General features: G+C 48.2%; 13 protein-coding genes. All 13 read left to right on the top strand.

The annotated features are described in order from the left end of the window. The first annotated feature begins 103 nt into the window (after positions 1-103). The 13 genes from L0M14_RS23925 to L0M14_RS23865 all read left to right on the top strand — a co-directional run bounded on the left by L0M14_RS23925 (position 104) and on the right by L0M14_RS23865 (position 20225). Positions 104-1363, top strand: coding sequence for an invasin domain 3-containing protein (locus L0M14_RS23925; RefSeq protein WP_235118992.1), 1260 nt, complete (start codon positions 104-106; stop codon positions 1361-1363). Next, positions 1312-2502, top strand: coding sequence for an S-layer homology domain-containing protein (locus L0M14_RS23920; protein WP_235118991.1), 1191 nt, complete (start codon positions 1312-1314; stop codon positions 2500-2502). The genes L0M14_RS23925 and L0M14_RS23920 overlap by 52 nt, the downstream gene beginning before the upstream one ends. Before the next feature lie 24 nt (positions 2503-2526). Beyond that, positions 2527-3606, top strand: coding sequence for a collagen-like protein (locus L0M14_RS23915; protein WP_235118990.1), 1080 nt, complete (start codon positions 2527-2529; stop codon positions 3604-3606). Further along, a complete protein-coding gene (locus L0M14_RS31225) occupies positions 3603-4100 on the top strand; it encodes a hypothetical protein (RefSeq protein WP_260115385.1) in 498 nt (165 codons plus the stop codon). The genes L0M14_RS23915 and L0M14_RS31225 overlap by 4 nt, the downstream gene beginning before the upstream one ends. Positions 4101-4356: 256 nt before the next feature. Beyond that, the gene (locus tag L0M14_RS23905) at positions 4357-5082 is read left to right on the top strand and encodes a cache domain-containing protein (RefSeq protein WP_235118989.1); all 726 of its coding nucleotides are present in this window, start codon (positions 4357-4359) and stop codon (positions 5080-5082) included. Beyond that, a complete protein-coding gene (locus L0M14_RS23900) occupies positions 5079-6170 on the top strand; it encodes a sensor histidine kinase (RefSeq protein WP_235118988.1) in 1092 nt (363 codons plus the stop codon). The genes L0M14_RS23905 and L0M14_RS23900 overlap by 4 nt, the downstream gene beginning before the upstream one ends. A gap of 18 nt (positions 6171-6188) precedes the next feature. Then, complete coding sequence (locus L0M14_RS23895) at positions 6189-7775, top strand: response regulator (RefSeq protein WP_235118987.1); 1587 nt, start codon at positions 6189-6191, stop codon at positions 7773-7775. Positions 7776-7969: 194 nt separating this feature from the next. Further along, positions 7970-8878: a carbohydrate ABC transporter permease gene (locus L0M14_RS23890; RefSeq protein WP_235118986.1), complete on the top strand. Its 909-nt coding sequence runs from the start codon at positions 7970-7972 to the stop codon at positions 8876-8878. Then, on the top strand, positions 8875-9714 hold the full coding sequence (locus tag L0M14_RS23885; RefSeq protein ID WP_235118985.1) for a carbohydrate ABC transporter permease: 840 nt from the start codon (positions 8875-8877) through the stop codon (positions 9712-9714). The genes L0M14_RS23890 and L0M14_RS23885 overlap by 4 nt, the downstream gene beginning before the upstream one ends. 70 nt (positions 9715-9784) lie before the next feature. Then, on the top strand, positions 9785-11143 hold the full coding sequence (locus tag L0M14_RS23880; RefSeq protein WP_235118984.1) for an ABC transporter substrate-binding protein: 1359 nt from the start codon (positions 9785-9787) through the stop codon (positions 11141-11143). 276 nt (positions 11144-11419) lie between these two features. Further along, on the top strand, positions 11420-13768 hold the full coding sequence (locus tag L0M14_RS23875) for a glycoside hydrolase family 36 protein (protein ID WP_235118983.1): 2349 nt from the start codon (positions 11420-11422) through the stop codon (positions 13766-13768). A 47-nt stretch (positions 13769-13815) separates the two neighbouring features. Then, positions 13816-14796, top strand: a complete 981-nt coding sequence (locus L0M14_RS23870; RefSeq protein ID WP_235118982.1) for an aldo/keto reductase — start codon at positions 13816-13818, stop codon at positions 14794-14796. A gap of 401 nt (positions 14797-15197) precedes the next feature. Then, complete coding sequence (locus L0M14_RS23865) at positions 15198-20225, top strand: S-layer homology domain-containing protein (RefSeq protein ID WP_235118981.1); 5028 nt, start codon at positions 15198-15200, stop codon at positions 20223-20225. Positions 20226-20396 lie beyond the last annotated feature (171 nt).

Raw genomic sequence — 20396 nt, 5'->3', positions numbered from 1 at the left:
AAACACGATAAATACCACTTTCGGATAATATCAGATAGCAGCTATTTTCATTAAGATAGATGTGGTTCATTATTTGCTTTCTTTTAAGGAAAGAGGGGAATTTATGGGAATACGGCGATATGGATATGCTCAGACGTGGTGCAAGCGCATATGCGGCTTGGCGGTTATCTTGCTGGCTGCAAGATTATTGCTGCCGCCCTTGCATACCTATGCATCGTCATGGACGGAGCTCAAAGGAACGCTTTACACAGATGATGTAGCGGTTCCTGCAGATGGAACAAGCGGGGTGAAGGTATTCCTTGTTCTCAGGGACCAAGACGGCCATGCGGTTGATTTATCGCCGGAACAAATTCGATGGCATGCCACACTTGGTACATGGGCGGGGACGCCAACCTCCGAAGGGAACGGGACCTATGCCGCTACTCTGACGGCTACAACAATCGCAGGGGTCAGCTACGTCAGCGCTGAAGCGGCTGGTGTGACTCTGACGGATCTGGCACGGGTATATTTTAAACCGGGTGCGCCTTCGCCGGAGCGCTCCGTCATGACAGTCAGCCGCCAAAGCTTGCCGGCGGACGACAGCAGCCAGACTGTGATTTCGCTGCAGCTAAAAGATGCGCACGGCAACGATATTGCAGAGCCGTCGGAGGGGCTGCAATTCTTTACGTCGAGCGGCCAGCTTAGCAGTGTGACACATGTCACGTACGGACACTATGAGGCGAGCCTGGTATCGGCGATATATGGACGATTAGGCACTTTGAAAGAATCCGCAGGTTCGGCGCTTCAGTCAGAGACCGACTGGCAAGAGGGAGCAATTCCATCGGAAACACCGAATATAGAGCCGCTTCCGATATCGCTCTCATTCAGCTATGAAAGCTATGGAACCTATCAGGCCGTATTAACCGCACCGAGTGCGGAGGGTACCGCTGCGGTGACAGCCAGCCTGAATGGCGTAACGGTGACGTCGAATGTATATGTGACATTTAGCCATAGTGCTGTTTCTATTGAACCGGTGTCGCTCAGCTTCGGCCAAGCTTCATATGTAGTGAATGTCGGCCAGCAAGTGTCAGTCGGTCTCAGCGCGCTCTGGAGTGATCAGTCAGAGAGCAGCGTAACGCCGTTTGCCACATATAGCGTGACCGATGCTTCCATTGCTGCTGTGGATAACGGAGGGATCGTGCACGGTTTAAAAGCCGGTCAGACGGTGCTTACGGCGACCTATGGCGGTCAATCGAAGGATACGTCGATTGTGGTCACTACGCCTGTGGTAGATCCGACCCCTCCTCCAAATCGAGTAATTCAGGGTCGTCCGTGCAGGTTGTACCGCAGACACCTAATACGAACATCAAAATTGACATTGTGACGGAGAAGGGAATAACGGATTCGCAGATCGTTACACTGGAGGATGTTCAACGGGGTGTCGTGCCGCTCCATATGCCGGCGAATGGAGGAGAGATCCGAATTTCTGGAGCCAGCCTTAGGCAGATCGAAAAGATGAATCCGCAGACCGTGCTGGTGCTGCAGTCTGATGGAGCCACGATGTCCGTTCCGATTACAGAGCTTTCCGCGAAAGTTTATAGTCAACAGTTTAACGTTACGGAAGATGACATACGTTTTCATTTTATTGTTCATTCACCTGATGCTTCCATTGAGTCGGCTGTCGAGCAAGCTGTTAACCGGATCGAAGCACAGAAGCTGGGGCCTGCCATCGTCTTTGAAATCCAAGTGACGGGTGAAAACGGCAGGACTGCGTTTATCAGTACGTTTAATCGCTACGTGACACGTACGCTTACTCTTCCGGGAGACACCGTGCCGGCAACTGCAACGGGCGTTTGGTGGGTTACGGAGAGCAACGAGTTTCACTATGTGCCGACCTACTTTGAAAAGAAGAACGGAAAATGGGTTGCTGTCATGAAGCGGCAGGGGGCTAGCCTATATACGGTGATCAACCGGCCTGTTACTTTTGACGATGTGCACAATCATTGGGGGAAAGCGCCGATTGAGTTGCTCGCTTCTAAGCTAATTATTGAGGGGCGCAGCAAGAACGCTTTTGCACCGGATGCGCCGATCACACGCGCGGAAGTCGCGTCACTGCTGGTCAGAGCATTAGGACTTGCGCCAAGCGAGACGAAAAGCCCATTCACGGATATTTCCGGGGGCTGGTACGAACAGGCGGTGAATATGGCATACCGGGCAGGTCTTGTCTCCGGCTACGAAGACGGAACGTTCCGTGCCGACCAGTCCGTTACCCGGGAAGAACTCGTTCAAATGATCGTCGGCGCCATGAATTATACAGAGGTCAAGCCGGAAGGAAAAGATCGGAACACCGTCTTTACTGATGCGGGAATGATTGCCGAGTGGGCGCATCAAGCCGTGAATAAGGCTTCCGAAACAGGGATTATTGATGGAGAAGGCATGTTCCGTCCGACAAGCTTATCGACACGGGCGGAGACCGCCGCCATGCTGGAGAGGATGCTGAAGCTCGTAAAGTTTATTCAGTGAAGTAAGAGAGGGGCCATTATAAATATGAATACATTAAAAGGAAAAATCGCCGTGGCAGTGAGTGTGTTACTGTTAGGCACACAAATCCCAGGGGCGTGGGCGAATTCCACACTGTTGGATACCATCGAAATTTGTGTCGGCAGTAACGGGCAGATCCATTTGCTTGCTCCCGGCAGCAGTTGTGAGGCGAACCAAACGGAGTACACACTTAATGTGAAGGGGGATCAAGGTCCTATGGGCCCGGTGGGCGAGCAAGGTCTTGCAGGAGAAGCGGGTCCTCAGGGAATAAAGGGGGACAAGGGTGATACCGGCGAGCAGGGTCCTGCCGGTCCGATGGGTCCTGCGGGCCCTCAAGGAGAGAAGGGAGACATGGGCGATTCAGGTGCACAGGGTCCGGCAGGCGCAGCGGGTGCACCCGGTCCTCAGGGAGTCCAAGGGGACAAAGGTGACACCGGCGAGCAGGGTCCTGCCGGTCCGATGGGTCCTGCGGGCCCTCAAGGAGAGAAGGGAGACAAGGGCGATCCGGGTGCACAGGGGCCGGCAGGTGCAGCTGGTCCCCAGGGGATCAAAGGAGACAAAGGTGATACAGGTGAGCAAGGCCCTGCTGGCCCCGCTGGTCCGGCTGGTCCTGCAGGGCCTCAGGGCATACAAGGTATCCAAGGACCAGTAGGAGCAGTAGGTCCGCAGGGTCTCTCGGGCGACAACGGCATTTACGGAGACGGATCGGCTGGAGCTTTAAGCGTGTCCATAGGTCAAACCCTTGACTTAACCTCCCTCACTTCGGGAAGCCCATATTATGGTGGAAACCTGCAATTCACCAGTATTTCGATTGCAGGTACGTTGAAGGTACCTAGCGGTACGATCCTTCGTTCAACAGGAAGCATTACCGTTTCAGGCGCCATACAGGTGATGCCGGGAGCCATGAATACGAATCCTTATAGCCCGCATCCCGGCATATCTCTATCTGCAGCGGCACCCGGCATCGGGGGCAAAGGCATTTCTTATCTCACCGCTGCAAGTATCGCCTTGCCCGATGCGGCAGCAGGGGGGCCGGCAGCCGTGATCTTTCGGCAACAGGTGGAGAAGGCGGCGGCTCTATCGTGATGATTGCCAAAGATAATCTGACTGTAACAAGTGGAGCATCAATCTGGGCCAATGGAGCCAATGGAACAAATCCGAATACGGCAGGTTTGGGTATTCCAGGAGCCGGCGGCGGCGCTGGCGGTATCATCGTTCTTGCCGCCAAAGGAGCCATGAGCATTATGGGATCCATACAGGCGAACGGCGGCAGCGGAAGTGCCGGATTTGACGGCAATGGCGGCAGCTCCGAAGGTGGCGGTGGCGGCGGTGGCGGCGGGATCGTGCATTTGATTTCGACTAGCGCAGCTTCGATCACAGGTACGGTACAGGTTAACGGCGGAGCTTACGGATCAACATCGGGAGGATCGGCAACGATTAACAGCGGTGGCGGAGGCGGAGCCAGTGGCGGCAACGGCGGCGCTGGCGCCACTACAAGCGACTCAATGGCTCAAAACGGCAGCGCAGGCTATATCATTCAAACGGTCGTCCCGCTGCCGGAGAATATGCTTTTGAGGTAGTGCTTCACCAACAAACCCAAGCTTAATAAGCAAGTTGATGACCTCTGAATGTCAGGGGTCTTTTTTCATATTCACTTGTCACTACGAACCTCATCCATTTTAAAGAGCGCTGTTTGACAGGAATTCGACACGATATGTCGAATCATCATGTATACAAGCTTCCTTAAATATTCCGATAAAGGATGATCACATCAACCATGATGCGGTCATCCTCTCTTTTACTCAGCCCGAATTTACCTAAATGGGGATGTTCCTGATGCCGACATTATTTCATGGCGTATTGCAAAAGATCAAAAACAGGTGGATGAACACCATGTTCCCCCTGAAATCCATGATCATCTACTTGTTTATCCCTTCCATTATGATGATTGTGATCATCATGGGGTATTTTTCCTACTTAATCTCGGTTAGGCAAGTCCAGAGCAGTGCCAGTGTGAACATCATGGATACGGTCACGCAGACGAGAGATTATTTGGATAACCGGTTAAGTGATGTGTTTCAACAGTTGGTTATACTGGCGGAAGAATCGAATACAAATGCCATAGTGAACCAGTTAGGCTACTACTCGGACGTAGAGACGGAGAATTATCTAAGTCTAAATCAAAGCGTGGATCGGATTTACAACACCTACTATTCCATGCTGGATTCTATTTTTGTCATTTTGAATGATGGCAAGGTCCTCGTACAGAAGAAAGATTTCAACGTCAATAACATCAAGTTTAATTTTAATGAATTTTATGATCGATACGGCGGCAGGAATGACGGTTATGTATGGTTGAATTTGCAAAATAACATTATAGCAGACCGGAATCCGCCTGACGATAAAACCGTAAGTCTGCAAAGAATAATAGGCGATAAGGATTCTCTGGTAAAAGGGATTCTATCTTTTCAGCTGCGGGAAAGCTGGTTCGTGGACATTCTGGCGAATCCCCAAATCAGTGAACACGGCTATTTAGCGCTGGTGGGGGAGGTGGAGTCATGAACTTCAAATCTGTTGAACCGAATGAGCAGCTGGATGACAAGGTTATTGATTATCTAACTCATACCTCGGAGTCCTCGGGGACCTTTAGCTTCATTAAACCGCATGGTAAAAGAGTGTTTGTGGTCTTCGATACTCTGAAAGTGAATCAGTGGAAGGTTGTGGCGGTTTATCCGGAGAGCGATCTGCTAAATAAGCTGAGCAGCACGAAGTACTTGTTTCTGGCCATTACGCTGCTTGTCATTCTGATTGCGGTACTACTCTCCAACCTGCTGGCTAAGGTGCTGACGAAGCCGCTAGCTACTCTCACGCGGAAGGTCTATAAAGTTGAAAGCGGAAATCTGGATGTGGATTTTGATGTGGATGTGCATAACGAGATCGGCGTGCTAAACCGCAGTATCGGTCGTCTAGTGAAAAGTGTAAGCCGATTGCTCGAAGAAATTAAAGTGGAGCAGGAGCACAAGCGTGTGGCCGAATTTGATGCCATGCAGGCCCAAATCAAGCCGCATTTTTTGTACAATACACTGTTTGCCATTAAACAGCTGGTGGACCTCAAGGATAATGAGGCTGCTAGCGACATGGTACTGGCGCTGTCCAACTTCTACCGGACGAGTCTGAGCAGCGGGCAAGAGGTTATTACGGTGGAGGAAGAGATTGATCTCATTCGAAATTACTTTGTGATATTGAGTATGCGTTACGGTGATTCCTTCCACTATGAAATTTCAATTGACCCGGAGATCGCACCAAGCAAAGTAATCAAGCTGATCCTGCAGCCGGTCGTGGAGAACGCGATCTATCATGGTGTCAAGGAAACCGAAGATTGGAGCTTGATCCAAATTACAGGGTATCGGGATCTGCAAGATATTGTGTTTGAGATCTCGGATGACGGAGCGGGCATTCCTGCGGACAAACTGGCTGAGATCAAAGCGAAGCTGAATAAAACGGATATCGTGAAGGGAAGGCATGGTTTCGGTATGTTTAACGTTCACAATCGTCTGCAGACCCATTATGGAAGCAGATATGGCCTAGACATCGAGAGTGAATGGGGAAAAGGAACCGTCGTGCGAATTCGAGTTCCGATAGTCCTGTAGAGGGGAAGGAGGCCGCAGATGTATAAAGTAGCTATTATTGATGACGACATGATTATCAGAAAGGGGCTAACCCACACCATCCCCTGGGCGGAGCTTGGCTGCAGGGTGGTTGGGACCGCGAGCAATGGAAATAAAGGATTGGAATTAATCGCCGCAGAGAGGCCGCAGATCATCATTACGGATATTCGGATGCCTTTTATGGACGGCTTGCAGATGAGCCAGATCGTACGGGAACAGTATCCCGAATCGAAAGTAATTTTTCTGACAGGGTACGGGGAGTTTGAATACGTTCAGGAAGCGCTGAAGCTGAGGGTATTTGATTATATTTTAAAGCCGGTTGACAGCAAACATCTATGCGAGAAGATTACCGAGATCAAACGGGAATTGGAAAAAGAGTACACGCTGCAGCGGCAAATCAAAGAAGGACTGCCCTACCTGCGGGGAACGTATTTGAAAAAACTGCTTATCGGAGAGGCGTCGGCTGTTGGAACGGAAGGCGAAAGGGAAAGTCTTGGCATCCATCTGGAAGACTCGCAAGTTGCGGTTTTGATCGTTAAGATAGACGATTACCACAGTGGGGCTATCCTTACCCGGTATAAGGAAAAAGAGCTGTACCATTTTTGCATGCTGAACATTTGTGAGGAGCTGCTTCGACAGTATTTTCACGGATATATTTATTTTGAAAACGATGACCGGATGGTTATGTTCATTAATCACGATGTGCCGAAGAGTGAGCTGCAAGCGAAGGTGGGCAGTTTCGCAGAAAAGCTGCGTACAACGATCGAATTATACTTGAAATCCACGGTCACGGTAGGTCAGGGCAATGTGTACCAAGGGCTGGAGAGCTTGTCCGAAGCTTACGCGGATGCCGATTCTGTTTTGAATTTAAGGCTGGTTCGTGGGAAAAACCGCGTACTGACGACGCATGACCGTTTAGAAGGCTCTGAGGAAACTGTGAATACGACGGAAATCAGAGAGAGGCAGGACTTACTGGTAGCTAAGGCCAAAATGGGGCTGCTCGAGGAGACGTACGAGGTTATCTTCGAAATCGAGCAGGAGCTGGTGCATAGCGGAATCGACTCGCTCGAGCAGGCACAGTTTATCGGCGTGGAGACGATAGCCTTTCTTTTTCAGGAAATGAAGGAGTGGCGGGAGCATTACGAGGAACGGATTTCGGAGGCGTATAAGAGCATCTTCAAAGCGGAAATCATTGAGGATATCTTCGAGGTTCTGCGCGGTTTGTTCGGTGATTTGATTGGCTTCATGAAGAGCAAGAAGATGAACACAAGGAAAAAGACAGTGGAGCTGGCTGTCGAATATATGAACGGGCGTTATTCCGATCATGAATTGACGCTGAACGAAGTGGCCAAAGAGGTCTTTGTAAGCGCGACTTATTTGAGTCTGCTGTTCAAGAGGGAGCTCAAAACGAACTTTAATAAAGTGCTCCTCGACATCCGTATGACGAAGGCCATTGAGCTATTTACTCAAGAGGACTATAAAAGCTTTGAAATCTCAGAGAAGGTTGGGTTCAACAATCCCCAGTACTTTAGTGTTTGTTTCAAGAAATACACGGGCTATTCGCCGTCTGAATACAGAAAACGATGACTACGAGCCCTTCATTGCCTCTTATCAACAACAGTCTACCTCCTTTTAGCAAGGGGGTTTTTTACTATATAAACAGGTTTCTCCCTCTCATCTCTTTGTTAAAAAAAGTGTACAAATCGAATAAAAATTTGGATTCGAATATGACCGCTCTTCACTTAAACTTTGTGTAAGAACAAAAAGGTGAGGGTAAAAACATGAACAAAAAAACCACAGTCAACAGATGGAGTACCGCCAGTTTACCTTATTTATTCATCACTCCCGCACTGCTGATGATCGCCAGCTTTCTGTTCTACCCGATAGCGAACGTTTTTTACTACAGCTTTCAGACCTATAATATGTCCAAGCCGTACTATAACGGATTTGCCGGGTTGCAGAATTTCGTCAAGGTATTCACCGACGATCCGATGTTCTATTCGAGCTTGTGGATCTCAGTCAAATGGGTGTTCGTGCAGGTTTGTCTGCAGCTGGTTTTTGGCCTGCTAGTCGCACTGCTGCTCAATCAATCCTTCAGAGTTCGCTGGTTGTTTAGAACGGCCGCGTTCCTCCCATGGGCCATCTCCGGGGTCATCGCCTCGCTGATTTGGTCGAACATGCTGAACGAAAATATCGGGATCATCAACCACCTTCTGATGGCGGCGGGTTTGATTCATAATAAGATCGCCTGGACGGCTAATGTACATACCGTTTTCGGGTCCGTGGTTATCGCCGAGTTTTGGCGGGGGCTGCCTTTCTTCTCAATCACGCTGCTAGCCTCCTTGCAGACGATACCCGGGGAATTGTACGAATCGGCTAAGGTTGACGGGGCAGGGCGCTGGAAGTCTTTCACCCATGTCACGCTTCCATATCTGAAAAACACGATTATCTTAACAACGCTGCTGCGTACCGCATGGGAGTTCAATAACATCGATCTGATCTTCAACTTGACCGGCGGAGGTCCAGCACATGCAACGACTACGCTGACGCTGTACGTGGCACAATTAGCCGTGAAGAGCGGAGATTTCGGATACGGATCGGCCATTACGGTCGTGACCTTCTGCCTGCTGCTGATATTCTCAGTCGTTTATCTGAAAATATCCCGATTTGGAAAGGATGACAGTCAATGAGCAAGCTTCGTTTTGTTGGGGAGCGGACCTTGACCCTATATGTGCCGCTTTGTGTATGCACCTTGTTTATCCTGTTTCCAATTTATTGGACATTATCGACCTCACTGAAACGAGAAACTGATATTTATACCGCGCCGTTCAAGCTGCTACCGAGCCCTGCAACATTCAGCAATTTTGCTTTTGCATGGGAAAGCGTAGGCTTCTCTACTTTTTTTAAAAACAGTATCATTGTGGCTTCAGCAACGGTTGTATGTGTCTTGGTCATTTCCTTGTTGTCGGGCTACGCGCTCAGCAGGTTCAGCTTTAAAGGGAAGGCTGCTTTCATGATCCTGCTACTGTGTACCCAATTTATTCCGGCAGCTATGCTGATCATCCCGTTGTTCCTTATATTCAAGAGCATGTCGCTCATCAGCAGCCCGCTTTCGCTTGTGATCACGTACACAACGATACAGCTTCCGTTTAATACGATTCTGATGAGCGGATTTATTGCTAACGTCCCAATCCAGTTAGAGGAGGCCGCGATGATTGATGGCTGCAGCCGTTTCAAGTCGATCCTCTATGTGGTCCTGCCAGTGCTTATGCCTGGGATTATCGCTGTAGGCGCCTTCACATTTATCGGAGCTTGGAATGAATTCTTGTTCGCTCTGATGTTTATCAGCAATAATGCCCACTTCACGATTCCTGTCGGTTTAAGTTTTATGCAGGGCGAGTACAAGATTAATTATGGCGCTTCCGCCGCGGGAAGCATGATCGCCCTATTGCCGACGGTGTTATTGTTCTCCTATGTGCAAAAATACCTGGTTCAAGGTATGAGTGCAGGTGCAGTCAAGGGCTAGACCAGATGGCTTGGTTTCAATTCCACTTTAGGATTTATATACAAACACAACTTATTAGGAGGGTTCTCACATGAAAAAGAAAATGGCCCAGATTCTGCTAGTTAGCTGTGCTTCCATTATGGCGCTTGCCGGATGCGGAACAACGAACAATGGAAAGGAAACCGTCATTGAATCAGGCAAAAGCAATGCAGCCGCATCAACCAAACCGGGAGAAAAAGTGACCATTACGTTCTGGAACGAGAACGGCGGAGCCAATACCACTCCTTTTTACAAAGAGTTGATTACCAAGTTTGAACAAGAAAATCCGGATATCAAAATCAACTATGTCGATTTCCCGGTTTCTTCCGCTAAGGAAAAGTTTGACGCAGCGATTGCTGCAAATGACGTTCCCGATGTAGCGGAGGCGCCAAAAACGTGGGTAACAGACTTTGTATTTAAAGGAGCCTTGCTCCCTCTGGACAGTTATTTTGATAGCTGGAGCGATAAGGACAAGATATCCCCAGCCGTAATCCAGTCTTACCGTAATCTTGTGCAGGACAAAAAGCTTTACCAGATTGCCAACACGATGACGCCGACCTTGATTTGGTACCGCAGTGATTGGTTCAAGGATAAGGGGCTTCAGGCAACAGACAGCTGGGATGATTTCTTTAACAACGTGAACAAGCTTACGGACAAGAACAATAACCAGTACGGTTTCAGCCTACGCGGAGGTCCTGGGGGCAGCCAGCAGCTGCTCGACATGATGTACGGTTACTCCGGTATCACGTCCATGTTTGATGCTAACGGCAAAAGTACCTTAAACGATCCAAAGCATGTGGAGTTTTTAGAGAAATACCTGGGTATGTATAAGAAAAATACCCCGGAGAGTGATATTACGAATGGCTACAAGGAGATGGTTGCAGCTTTCGATTCGGGACAAGCGGCGATGATCGAGCATAATATCGGCTCCTACGGTCAGCACAGGGACACGCTGGGAGCAGGTAAATTTGCAGCTATGCCGATCATGAAGGCGATCACAGGCAAAAGAATTCTGATTGGTGGCACAGAGGTAGGCCATGTCATCTTTAAAGGGAGTAAACATCCTGACCAAGCATGGAAATTCGTCAGCTTCTTGAATACGGCAGAGAATCAAAGCTATTGGAATGAAAAGATTGGCGCAATTCCCACCAACTCGGATGTCATGAATGCCGACTGGGTGAAGAACGCCCAGCACTTTAGTGTCAGCGTTCAGATGTTAAACGATAAAGATTCCGTCATCGTAGACCGGCCGCTTTATTTGCCGGATTACACTAACATTTTGAATAACCAAGAGGACCCAGCGCTGCAGAAGGTACTGGCAGGCAAAATGACGGTCAAGGAATTCCTCGACGGATGGGCAGCGGCTTTCGAGAAATCATTGGCTGAATATAATGCGCATGTAAAAAAATAACTGAATGAAACTGCCATAATAGCCGGATGAGTGCTCTCCTCTGGCTATTATGGTGTTTAGCGGCTTGAATCCTCGGGAAGTGATCAGCGGAACGATAGCAGCATACTCAATGAGCGATGATCATCGAGATGAAAGCAGTGTATTCAATGAGCGGGAATCATCGAGGTAAAAGCAGCGTACTCAATGAGCGGTGATTAATGAGAAGAAAGCAGTGTATTCAATGAGTGGAGATCAACGGAACGAAAGCAGCATACTCAAGAGGGAGAGATCAGTGAAATGAATACAGCATACCCAACATGGAGTTTGGCCTGGGATCCGCAGACGCATGACCTCCAGTGGAAGGGACCGGATTTGAATTTGCGTGCTGCCTTTGATGTGGATTGGGAAGGAGCGGGACCAACGAATTGGAGCTTGGTGGAACGAACTGTTTCTGAATCAGCAGAAGGCGGGGAGTGCGTTACGATCAGTTCCGAACGGTTTTCCTGCGGTCCGCTTGAAGTCATTCGTGAGGTTCGGTACCGGGCAGATGAGCCTACAAGCATGGATGTTCGTCTTGTTGTTTGCAATCATGGGGAATCAGCGCTGAAACTGATTCGACTGGTCCCCTTGTTGGTGAAAGGGAGTGAGGGGCTGACGCTGGGGAATAAGAGAGCGGGAGATTGGGTCTTCTACCGCAACGGACGGCAGAAGAATGACCTTCCTTCCGTCTGTGTGCTGGGGCGCAATGACCTTGCTTATATGGATGCGCTCACGGGGCTTAGCGAGACTGGTAAATATGCCGCTGCAGCGGAAAAGCTCTCCAATGAAATTATCAGCGACGAGCTTAGCGTCATTGTCGGAAGCACGGACAGCGGGCCCGTTTCCCTGCTTGTAGGCTTCATTGATGCCGTTCGGCATTTGTCGGAGTTCAGGATTCGTACGGATGAATCCCGGGCATTGGACTTCTTGGAAGCTTCCTGCCTGTTCGATCACGTTGAACTAGCACCGGGGGAAAGCCGCGAGGGAGGCTGGCTCCGGCTGGATGCAGGGGAACCGTTCACAGCTGTCGAGCGCTATGTAGAGGCTAAGAGAAGAGCGACCGGCTCTGTGGCCATGCACAATCCTCCGTCGGTATTCTGCACTTGGTATTACTATGGGGATACCGTCAGCCAAGAGGACGTATATACCAATCTGGAAGTTTTGAAGCAGAAGGATTTTCCGGTGGATGTCGTTCAAGTTGATGAGGGCTGGGAACAGCGCTTCGGCAACTGGGATGCAAATCACCGTTTTCCTGATGGCATGCAGCAAGTGGCGCAGCGAATCCGAAATGCGGGCTACCGTCCGGGAATCTGGACGGCTCCGTTCCTGGTCGAACCGCGCAGCGATATGAGATTTTATCATGACGATTGGCTGCTCAAGGATGCCAATGGCGACCCCGTGCTGTTCTATATGAACAACACCGATAATATGGTCTGGGATGTGACTCACCCAGAGGTTCAGGCTTGGATAGAGGGCTTGTACCGTAAGCTGACGGGCTGGGGTTATACGTACCATAAGCTTGATTTTACTCGAGCTGTCGCTTTGGATGGGGATTATCAGTACTATAATCCGAAAGCAACTCGCGCAGAGGCTTACCGGATGGGGATTGAAGCGGTTCGCCGTGGGATCGGAGAGGACGGTTACCTGCTCATCTGCGGTGGCATGTTCAGCGCGCCCTCCGGTTTAGTGGATGCGCACCGCACAAGCTCGGACGTGCTCAGCATGTGGTCCGAGTGGAGAGGGAAGCAGGGTGGCAAGGTGGCCCCGTTTACGATCAAGCAGAACGTGCTTCGCTATTGGATGAATCCTTTATGGCACAATGACCCCGATGCGCTAATGGTTCGCAGGCGGGAAACGAAGTTTCGCTCACTCGACCTGAGCTTAGGGTTGCTGACAGAGGATGAAGCGCGGGTTACAGCTTTGAATCAATACTGGGGCGGTGGGCTCAACTGCTTTACCGAGCCGATGGCTGAAATTGACGCAGACCGGATTGGACTGATGCGCCATCTGATCCCGTCAACGGGAATCGCAGCCCTGCCTAGGGACATGTACGAAGGCAATCAGTATCCCGCTATATTTGATACCCAGGTAGACCGCCAAGCAGTGGATCTTGGAACCTGGCACACGGTTAGCATCGTCAACTGGGAAGATCAGGCGGTTCCGGTATCGGTTCGCCTGGATGAGCTGCTGGTAGGTCCGTTTGCCGGACAGCATGCGTCGTTTACAGTTGCAGAATTTTGGACCGGTAAAGTGGTGCAGGGTGTGGGCTACGGGGACTCTCTCGATCTAGGACAGCTTCCGCCTCACGCGTCGTTCCACCTGCGAATTACTCCTGAAGTGGATGACGTTCCGATGATCGTCTCTTCGGATGGGCATTTCTCGATGGGAGGTACTGAAATTACTCAGTTTACCATTCTAGAGAAAGAGGTAGAAGTAGGAATCCAGTGGCCTTGGGATGAGCCATTAACCCTGCATTTGTCCACGCCGGATGGTGCAGTTTGGGAAGAAGGGCAATCCGACGAGTCCGTGTGGACGCAGGAAGGCAGCCTTCTCCGACTGACTGTACAGGGTAAGTTCACTGGAGTAGTGAAGCTGAAGCTTCAATGATCAACGTTCGTAATGGTAGAAACCTTAGGAGGTAGGAGGGAAACAACATGAGTAGGACTATTCCATTGAATCGGAGGGGGATCGGGGCCAGTCAGCTTGTGCTCGGCTGCATGGGACTGGGAGGCGGCTGGACCCATGATCCGCTGACGGCTGAGCATCTGAAGGAAGCCCACAAAGTTGTAGATACGGCATTATCCTGCGGGATCAACATGTTTGATCACGCTGACATTTATGCCTACGGCAAGGCGGAGACCGTATTCGGTCAGATGCTGAAGGAAAGACCAGGGCTTAGAGATCAAATCCTGATCCAATCCAAATGCGGTATCCGACCCTTGGACAGCTCAAGCGGTCTTCCGAAACGGTTCGACTTCTCCAAAGAACATATACTGGCCAGTGTGGATGGTATCTTGAACCGTTTAGGCACGGAGTACATTGATATCTTGCTGCTGCACCGGCCCGATCCGCTCGTGGAGCCGGAGGAGGTGGCCGAGGCCTTCGCCGCTTTGAGGCAAGCTGGCAAGGTGAAAGGCTTTGGCGTTTCCAACATGAGCGCGGCTCAGATGGCCTTTATTCAGGCGAGCCTGCCTGAACCGCTCCTCGTCAACCAGTTGGAGCTAAGCTTCGCCAAGCTGGACTGGCTCGATGCCAGCATTCACCACAACCAGAAGGAAGGCGCTGCGGTTCCATTTCCAGAGGGCACGCTCGAATATTGCCAGATGAAGAACGTGCAAATTCAAGCATGGGGTCCTCTTGCGAAAGGAATCTTTACGGGCGCGAGCCTGGAAGGCCAGCCCGAATCGGTCAAGCAAACGGCTGACCTGGTCGCCTCCTTGGCCTCATCCAAGGGAGTTTCCCGCGAAGCCGTCGCACTGGGGTGGCTGTTGCGCCATCCGGCCGGCATTCAGCCCGTGATCGGCACGACGAATCCGGAACGGATTCGGGCTTCGGCGCAGGCGCTGAGCGTGGAGCTTACCCGTGACGAATGGTATCAGCTGTACGTCTGTGCCAGAGGGAGGGCTATGCCTTAGGCGGAAGTGCGATTTGTGGAAAAGAGTTTTCCTTAAAAGAGAATATTGGTTATAAACGGCTACTCTCTAAGTCTTTCAGATTGGAGAGTGGTTTTTTTAATTGAGGGGGATTTATCTTTTTATATGATTATTGTATGGAATTATGTAAACTTCTAATTTTAGGGCAATACGTAAATTTTTCTCTGGGTCATTGATGCTATAAGTAGACTAAGATATAGTAGTAGAGTGCTGTAATATCCAAATTACTAGGGGGATTTTCATCTATGTTTATCAGAATGTACCGAAATGTTAGGTTTCGACGAAGATTTATCATTTTACTGACAATTTTGACATTGCTTTCATCATCTATGCTGCTAGGGACTAACGTAAAACAAGCATATGCAACAGGAGCGTCCCCCTCTTTGACTTTGCAAAAACCAATCAGGGAATGGATCATGGACGAAACGAATGGATATATTTACGCAGTCTCCCAAGAAGCTAACAGTCTACTCTTCATTCGTCTTAGTGACCTTCAGCTAGAGAAGCAAGTGAGTCTCGGTACTTCACCGTCAGATTTAGTACAATCCGGTAATAAATTATATGTAGCTTTGTCTGGAACAACAGCCATTGCCATTGTTGATATCGCGCAGAAGGAAGTAGTTGGCTCGATCACGACTACGATAAAGCCATATGAATTAGCGATAGACGGTAACAAGCTCTTTTATGCCGAATATGACCAATGGTGTCAAGTGGCGTCCTACGATGTAACAACTCATACGGAAACCTATTTGGGATCTAAGTGGGACTTTTCCGAACCAGACCTGGCTGTTGACGAAGTAAACCATATTTTGTATATAGGTGAGTCGGGGTCTAGCGGTTCTAATATATTCTCATACAGCACTTCCACGCTGCAGCTCCTTTCCCAAAGTACCTACGATCATAACTATGGATTCGGGTATCCAGCTAGAAAAGTAATTGTTAATGGAGATCAGGTTTTTTATGCGGGCTATCGTCTTAAAAATACGGACCTGGCTTCCATTCAAGGCACTTATCAGCATGGTGTTATTTATGTAGCAGATAACAATGTTTTTACCAACGATGCAGCTAACGGAGGCTATTACAAACCATCTCATACCTACGTTCTTGACCGAGATGGATTTACACAAATTGCGGAACTCTCTATAGCAGCTAGATTGGTACTGGTGGATAGTCAGAATCATATCTATTCCTATACCGGGGCAGATGGATGGAACTCTAATTTACCCAATGTCATACAAATGACTAGTCTCAATACTACGACCTCCACTCCGCCAGTATCAGATGGTCAAAAACTAGTATTCGACAAATCTGTAACCGACCTCGTATACAGCAGTGACGGTTCGAATCTGTTTGCAATATCCTCTGAAACTAATCAGCTAATGAGAATTCGAACTAGTGATATGACCGTTCAAGAAACTCGAGCGATTGGTTCTAATCCGAACTCAATTTTTCTCGATAATGGCAAGCTTTATCTCAGTTTTTCATCCTCGACACAGATCAAGCGAGTAGATACACTTTCCGAATCTAGTGTTAGTGGGGCGGTATATTCCTGGGATGTAGATAGTTTTGTCAAGCAAATTGTATACAGCAATGAGAAGCTCTACTACACCGCTTCAAATATGGGGAGTTTCGGTTATCCGGGGATTCATGTCATCGATACAACCCTGGGATCAAAGGCTACTTTCGCTGCAGACCTTATGGATCAAGGTCGTATGATTCTTAGTACAGAGGACAATGCCTTATATTACGGAATGCTAGCAACCAATTCAACGGGTGAGACTATCAAATTCAACCTTACGGATTTCTCACAGCAGGCCGTTTCCCAAGCATACAACAATCCATTAGGCGTACTCACATTAAGTGGAAATGATCTGTATTACGCAAGTAATCTGCTAGATAAAAATACGCTTCTTGCGATCCCCGCATGGAAGGGCTATTTTGGGGCTAGTATTATTGCTGCTAAAGGAGCGGATATTTTTGCAACCGACTCTGTCTGGAATCGAGATACGTATTTGTTGCAGTATCACCTGCCATTTGTCACAAAGAAAGTGCTGGCTTTGCCGAACGGGCAAATCATTATGGTTTCTGAAGATGGAAAAACTCTACAAAGGTTTTCATCTATGCAGACTCTACACGATCTTGCGCCGGAATTTAATCCGCCAAAGCTTCAGGTTTCGAATGTGAACTTCAGTGACAATGATGCTAACGCAGGAAAAATAAGCGGCAGCATTTATTGGTATACAACGCCTAGTACATCCATCATAACGGCTTATACTATCTACTTCTTAGATCAGAATAAAAGTAAAATGGGAAGTCCAATTGCAGAAACTCCATACTCATCCAATAGCTCTTACTACAACTACAATATTCAGCAAACGAACATTCCGACAGGAGCAAAATATCTAGGGATTTATGCGAAAAATTCCAACGGGGAAAGCTCTTCCGCTGCAACTGTAGAGCTAGTGGATAATGATTCTTATACTTCTAATCCGACACCAGGGGGAGGAAGTGGGGGTGGAGATTCAAATCCGTACATCAACTATACATTTGAGGATCAAGATGCAACTCGTGGGAACATACATCCATTGGTATCCTGGTATACTCCATTTGAAACGAATTACTCTGGATATCGGCTGACTTTTGCAGATGCTTCTGGAAACGTGATGGGAAGCGCACATGATGTTTCCAAGCATGTACCATCATCGGATATACCTTATCAAGTAGATATTGATGAGAACGTCATTCCTGCCGGAGCTATTTATCTCGACCTGCGCCCGAAAGATTTAAACGGGAACACAGGAACAGAGCTGTACCGTATGCAAATTTTTGACAACACTTCTGGTGATGGTCAAATTACAGGGGTGAACTCGGCAATTCCAGCTCCACAAGTGCAAGTTATTCAAGCCGATGACAATGACTTCTCGCGTCGAAGCTTTGGCGGTTCGATCAGTTGGTATGACTTAACTTCAGATAACAGCGCAACGAGCTACGACCTCTATTTTGTTGACGGACACAATGTGAAACTGCAACCTCTAGCCGAAATTACTCGAAGTAATTTGATTCGCCCTAACCAAGGGTCAAACATTCCTACGTATGAGCTTACTTTCCCTAATGGTACTCCTATTCCTGCTGGAGCCCAGAGGATAGGGATCTTCGAAAAGAACGCCCAGGGTGAAGGTACAAACGGATTTTATTTTGGATTATGGGACCGTATGGACTTTGATCCAGGCAGTGTGTATTTTGAAGACCGAGATTCGCGTGCTCAGAAAATGAATGGGGTGTTGCATTGGGTTCCTGTCTATGATGAAACCAACGTGAAGAATTATGTGATTCGTTTTGTTGATTCAAATCAACATATAATCGGAAATTCATTTGCAACAATCAGTGCTGGGCAGAAGCAATATCAAACAACTTTTCAAGAGTCTCAGATTCCGGTAGGTGCCGCGGGCTTGTTGCTCATGGCAGTAAGTCCAACAAATGAAGAGAGGGGAATCGCAGTTTTCAGTTTATCGGATCATATAGGGAGCGAACCTGTTTCTGCATTACCTCTTAATAATAATCAAACTCCTATCGATTACGTAGAACCATTTGATGATTATGACAGCGATACGGGTGAAGTAGGAGGCAACCTACTATTTTATACAAATACTTATCTAAGTAATAATTCTTCTAATGATATAAACAGCTATGAAGTTTACTTTGTGAACGATCAATTACAAAGGCTAAAGCCTATTATGAGCGTTCCAGTTAATCAATTTGGGTATTGCATGGTAAGTATTCCGATGAATACAAAGATTCCTACAGGAGCAACGAAAATTGCTGTATCCACAGTTTCCTCACAGGGATTGAGTGTTCCGCTTACGAGAGATTTAGTTGATCGGACTTATAGCTCTTCACTGACTTCTAATCAAATTCAAATTACCAATAACAAGTCGGGGACCCCTGATACAATTGCAGTTTCTGGTTTGCAGCCTGGGGATATAGTTCGAGTATACAATGATTCGAATTCAGGTAATTCTATCTTACTTCGTGAAGTTCAGGAAAATGCTACGTCGGTTGCCTTTAGTGTTCCTCAATTGGGAACTAGTTCTGGCAAGCTCTACCTATCCGTGCAACGTAATGATGGAATTCCAAGCTTAAAGGTTGAAAAAGTGTATGCTGCTGAAGCAGCTGATCCTGCCCCTGCCCCTGCGCCAGCAGCAATTGGTGGTGGAGGCGGCGGAGGCGGAGGCGGTGGTGGTGGCACAAGCCTGCCGGTGCCTAATGCTGATGGTAAAATGACGTATGACGTGCAGCCGGGTCACGTCGACATGTTGGTTGAACTCGCCAAGGATGCAAAGAAGGAACTTACACTAGACGCATCGGCTAAGCAGCATATTGACATTACAACTGTTAGCTTCGGGGCCGACATTGTGCAGAAAGCAGCAGATAAAGGGAAGCCGATCGTCATCAAAGCCAACGATGTACAGCTCACATTCCCAGTGAATGCATTACCTGTGGCAAACAAGAATGACACCGTTAAGCTCAAGGTCACATCGGAAGCTGAATCTGCACCGAAAAATTTTAAGGCTGTATCTCCAGTATTGGATTTCTCACTTAGCGAGAAGGATACACCGATTACAAGTTTTAATACGCCTATTGAGGTAACTTTCCAATATGATTCATCCAAGGTGAAGGATGCTAGCAAACTTGGTGTTTACTGGTTGGATGAAGCCAAAAACGTTTGGACCTATATGGGAGGTAAGATTAATGGTGACGGCACCATTACTGCTTCATTGCCTCACTTCTCGAAGTATGCAGTGTTGGAGAAATCTCAGTCGTCTACCGGCACACCGACAGGTGTAAAGACATTCACGGACATCCAAGGACATTGGGCACAAAAAGACATCGAACAGCTTGTCAGCAAGCAGATTCTAGATGGCATGAATGAGCAGTCCTTCCTGCCGGATAGCCAAATGACCAGAGCGCAGCTTGTTACGATTCTCAAAAAAGCCCTGAATTTACGGGCTGAGTCGACTAAGAAATCATTTGTAGATGTGGCTGATGATTCTTGGTATAAGGAAGCTGTGTATGCCGCGTTTGCTGCAAATATCGTAGGCGGCACAAGCGACAGCACCTTTTCACCGGAAGATAATGTTACGCGTGAACAGCTAGCTGTCATGATGGTTAATGCTTATCTGAACGCTACAGGAAAGAAACTTGAAGATGTTGCTGCATCTGCTCGATCGGCCAATTATGAAGATGCGAGCAATATCAACGATTGGGCTAAGCAATATGTGTCCGTTGCAACAGCAATGGGACTCCTGAACGGTGTAGATGATACTCATTTTGCTCCTGCTCAAAATAGTACTCGTGCACAGGTAGCCACTGTTGTTGTGCGCTTGCTGGAACAAATCAAAGCAGCTAAATAAACTAACAAAAAATATCCCTACGTTCATGTGACGTAGGGATATTTTTTTGAGATATAGTGGCGGTTATCAAGCTCTCTGTTTATTCATTTAGGAGAAAATGTATATTTTTGTAGAATTTAATATACATCATACATTACCTCTATTATAATAGATCTAGTTTTCTATCATTAT

Source organism: Paenibacillus hexagrammi, from assembly GCF_021513275.1.
GTDB lineage: Bacteria > Bacillota > Bacilli > Paenibacillales > NBRC-103111 > Paenibacillus_E > Paenibacillus_E hexagrammi.
This window is presented reverse-complemented; position numbering and strand designations above follow the sequence as displayed.